2 protein-coding genes are annotated in these 4,462 nt (G+C 54.1%); both read right to left on the bottom strand.

What is annotated here, in order from left to right:
- Nucleotides 1-147 precede the first annotated feature (147 nt).
- Nucleotides 148-2,598 (bottom strand): molybdopterin-dependent oxidoreductase, encoded by a 2,451-nt coding sequence (locus tag VEI96_06905; GenBank protein HXX57713.1) that lies wholly within the window; start codon nucleotides 2,596-2,598, stop codon nucleotides 148-150.
- Nucleotides 2,599-2,605: 7 nt separating this feature from the next.
- Nucleotides 2,606-4,426: an NADH-ubiquinone oxidoreductase-F iron-sulfur binding region domain-containing protein gene (locus tag VEI96_06910; protein HXX57714.1), complete on the bottom strand. Its 1,821-nt coding sequence runs from the start codon at nucleotides 4,424-4,426 to the stop codon at nucleotides 2,606-2,608.
- Nucleotides 4,427-4,462: the final 36 nt, after the last annotated feature.

Here is a 4,462-nt window from a genome sequence, read left to right on the forward strand (position 1 = left end):
CCTCATACCCCTCGGGCCGCAATATCCGCTCGCAGCTCTTCAGCACTATCTCCTCATCATCAACCATCAGTATCTTCCCCTTCATCCTCTATCCTCCTTTAATCCCATTCTTCATATCTCCCATGGAGCGATGTATTGGTCCCCCCCTTACATAGCTGACTCGACCCTTACCGCCGCAAGCGGCGCTCCCCCGTTCACCGGGGGATGGGTCAGGACGTTGACTTTTGCATGAGCAAAATGGACCGGTGCGAATACGGTGCCCTCCGGAACTTCGTCCGTCACGAGGGCCTTTAAATACACTTCACCCCTCTTTGATTTTACCCTTACAAAGGTGTCATGCGCGATATGATACTTCTTCGCATCGCCCGAGTTTATCTGAAGGCATGCCTGAGGTGTCACAGAGTCAAGATTCTTCGAGAGTACGGACAAGGCCCCGGAATGCTGGAGCAGATTCGCGGTCACCAAAAACAGCGGATACTCATCGCTTGTCTTCTCCTGCGCTTCAAGCGCTACAGGATTGAAGGCAGGCTTCAGCCCCTTTCTTCCGTCTTCGGGCATCATGGCGGCCATTTGCCGCCTGATCTCATCGATCCCTTTCCCCAATTCCCTGTTCTCGATTCTCGCCAGATTCCTGAATATCATCCAGTCAGGGATAGACTCCCCTGTCTCCGATACGATCTTTGTTATCCTCTGGACGGCCCCTGTTGCAGACATGAATGTACCGTCTTTTTCTGCCCAGCTGCTTGCAGGGAGTACGACGTCAGCAATCTTTGCGGTCTCGCTGAGAAATATGTCCTGGACAATGAGCAGTTCCAATCCCTTCAGTCTCTTCTCGACTGTCGGCGTATCGGGGAAGCTCACGAGGGGATTCTCTCCCATGATGAAGAGCGCCTTCATTTCATTCGGTTCGTAAAACATTCCGTAGATATCTTTTCCGTCTTTCAACGGTCTGATGCCCGTCATCCACATGCCGAGGGTATTCGAGAACTCAGCGGGTATCTGAAGTGTCTCCGGTGCATCCCCCATGAGAAGGACGAGATTCGCTGCGGCGAGGAGGGTGTTCAGGCTCATCGCGTTTTCTGAGGCATTCGAGGTGAGGGCGAGGAGCCTCTTTCCGGACGCGGCATACGAACGTGCAAGATTCACAATCTCATCTTCGGACAGGCCTGTCATCCCCGAGACCGCCGACGGCGTGTACGGGAAGAGACTGCTCACGAAGTCATGAAAGCCCCGCAGGGAAGCAGCCTTTGCCGTATCATAAAGCCCCTCGTCGATAATCACTTTCATCACGCCGTTCAGAAGGGCAACTCCGGATCCCGGTTTCAGTCTCAGCCACTGTTTGCTGTTACGCGCGAGTTTCGTCTCTTTCGAGTCTGCAACAACAAGCTTTTTGCCGTAATACTTGGCAAGGATGAAATTCAATCCCCAGACGGGAAGGGTTGAGGTTATATCCGATTCCACAACAAGGATAAAGTCGGCATGCAGCGGCGCATCCCAACCAATCGGTAACGTATCGATCCCGAAAGCGCGGTGTATCGCCTCCTGGGCCTTTGCATACCCGAACCGCGCGGCAGAGTCTATGTTATCCGTGCCGATGACCTCGCGCATGAATTTCTGGAACATGTAATTGTCTTCCATCGAACACCTCTGGGAGCCGATGGCGCCCACGGCCGAAGGGCCGTATTTTCCCTTTATGGCCCGAAGTCTCTCCATGGTATATTCGAGGGCTTCCGTCCATGAAACCGCTGTCAGGGTCCCGTCTTTCCTAATCATCGGTTTTGTCACCCTGTTCTCCGAATAGATGTAGTCGAAGCCAAACCTTCCTCTGCTGCAGAGGTCCCCGCTGTTTACCCCGACCCCCTCCTTCCCTCTCGCCCGCACGATCCTCCCTTCCCGGATACTCATGTTTGTCGTGCAACCGCATCCGCAATAGGGGCAGATTATTTCCTGTTCATCGACATACCATGCCCTCGACTGGTGCCGGTACGGCTTGCTGCCGAGCGCTCCCACAGGGCAGGTGTCGATACACTGTCCGCAAAACTCGCAGTCGAGCGTTTCTTCAAAGGGGGGGCTTATCTTCATGCCGAATCCCCTCTTGATAAAGCTGATCGCTCCGACCCCCTGGTGCTCATAACAGAGCCTCACGCACTTCCCGCAGAGGATACATCGGTTCGGATTGCGCTCGACGATAGGAGAGTCGGTCAGCTCCGGTTCGTGCCTTCTTTCGGCAATAAACCTGTTTTGGGAAGGCCCGTATTGGAACGCGAGATCCTGAAGGGTACATTCCCCGGCCTTGTCGCAGATGGGACAGTCGAGCGGATGGTGGATCAAGAGAAGCTCGAGAACGGTCTTCCTCGCCTTTGCAAGCCTCGGCGTTTCCGTATGGACCGTCATGCCCTCTCTCACCGGCGTCGCACAGGAAGCAAGGAGCTTTTTTTCTCCCTCCACCTCCACAACGCAGAGTCTGCATCCCCCGAACGGCTTGAGCCTCTTGTCATAACAGAGGTTAGGGATATAAATGCCGTTCTTCAGGGCTGCCTGTAGGATTGTGCTGCCGCTTTCGGCCTTTATGCCTTTTCCGTTTATCGTCAGTTCCATGAGTCCTCTATTCCTCCCTTCCGGCCGCTTCAGTCTGAACGCAGAGAAGTTCTTCCCTCATGCTCCTCGGGCCGATCCCGATCGAGCCGAACTTGCAGGTTTCGTAGCACGAGCGGCACTGTATGCAGAGCGCCTGATCGATGCGGTGGGGTTGTTTCTTCTCTCCGGAAATCGCCTTGCGGGGACAGGCCCTCGCGCAGGCGCCGCACCCTTTGCACTTTTCTCCTTCGATGAAAAAGGTGCAGAGATCGCGGCACACCCCCGCTTTGCACCATAGATCCCTGATATGAGAATCATACTCCTCCCTGAAGTATCGGATGCTCGAAAGCACGGGGTTCATCGCCGTCTGTCCCAGTCCGCAAAGGGATGTCTCTTTCACCTCGAGCGCAAGGTCTTCCATGACTTCTATATCGCCCTCTTCACCGCGCCCTTCCGTTATACCTTTCAACTTGTCCAGCAACACCTTTGTGCCCAATCTGCAGGGCGGACACTTTCCGCAGGATTCATCGGAGGCGAACTCAAAGACGAATTTTGCGGCGCTTACCATGCAGTTCAGATCGCTCATGACGGCGATTCCGCCTGAACCCACAATGGCTCCCAGTTTCGTGACGTCTTCATACGTCACTGGTACATCGAGGAGGTGTTCAGGGATGTACCCGCCCGTGGAGCCTCCAACCTGGACGGCCTTCAGTCTTCTTCCCTTCTCCATCCCTCCGCCTATATCGTTTATGATCGATGAGAGACTGATTCCCATCGGAACTTCGATAAGGCCGGTATTATTGAGCGGACCGCTCAACGTGAATATCTTCGTGCCGGGGGACTTTTCCGTGCCTACGCTCCTGTACCATTCCGCGCCCTGCAGAATGATCTGCGGTATGTTGGCAAATGTCTCGACGGTATTGATCACCGTAGGCTCGTCCCAAAGACCCTTTTCGACAGGATAGGGAGGTCTCGGATTCGGCATGCCGCGTTTGCTCTCTATCGACATGAGGAGGGCGGTCTCTTCACCGCAGACAAACTCGTCAGCACTCTTCGCCAGTTCTATATCAAAATCAAACCCCGTCCCGAGTATATTTTCGCCGAGGAGTCCGTATTCTCTCGCCTCAGTTATGGCGATATTCAGCCTGTGGATAACGATCGGATATCCTGTTCTCACATACACATACCCCTTATGCGCCCCTATCGCCTTAGCTCCGATTATCATCCCTTCAATAACAATGTGGGGCTCGACTTCTATGGTGCTCCTGTTGCAGATAATATATTTCGAATCCGAATCGGCCTTAGCGCAGATTTCCCATTTGATCCCCGTAGGGATCCCGGCTCCTCCCCTGCCGCGAAGCCCCGACATCTTAATCTCGTGTATGATCCGTTCCGGCGTCATTTCCGTCAGCGCCTTCGCAGCGGCCTGATAACCGTCACGGGCGATATATTCATCGATCTTCTCCGGATCGATCATCCCCTTATTTCGCAGGGCCCTCAGGACCTGGAGATTAAAGAATGGTATATCCTGAATCCCCGGCAGGGGCAGCTTCTTAACGGGCTCCTTGTACATGAGGCGTTCGACCGGTCTTCCCTTGATGAGATGCTCCTCAACAATAATGGGCACATCGGCCATCGAGACCTTTTGGTAGAAGACCTTATCGGGATAGACAATCATAACCGGGCCCTGGGCGCAGAAGCCGTTACAGGCGGTCAACAGAATATTAATCTCGCTTGAGAGACCCCTACTCTTGATCTCATCCTTGAGGGTCTGCCTTATCTTCAGGCTGCCCGCCGCCGTGCAGCCCGTGCCCCCACACAACATGATACTCACTCGATAATTTTCCATCTGTCCTCCTTCGAAACTCCTGAGCATGTGTCCGTT

This window comes from Thermodesulfovibrionales bacterium, from assembly GCA_035622735.1.
In the GTDB taxonomy this organism is placed as follows: Bacteria; Nitrospirota; Thermodesulfovibrionia; order Thermodesulfovibrionales; family UBA9159; genus DASPUT01.

Coding starts and splice junctions, on each gene's coding strand:
- VEI96_06905 (HXX57713.1), bottom strand. CDS start 2,598: ATGGAACTGACGATAAACGGAAAAGGCATAAAGGCCGAAAGCGGCAGC.
- VEI96_06910 (HXX57714.1), bottom strand. CDS start 4,426: ATGGAAAATTATCGAGTGAGTATCATGTTGTGTGGGGGCACGGGCTGC.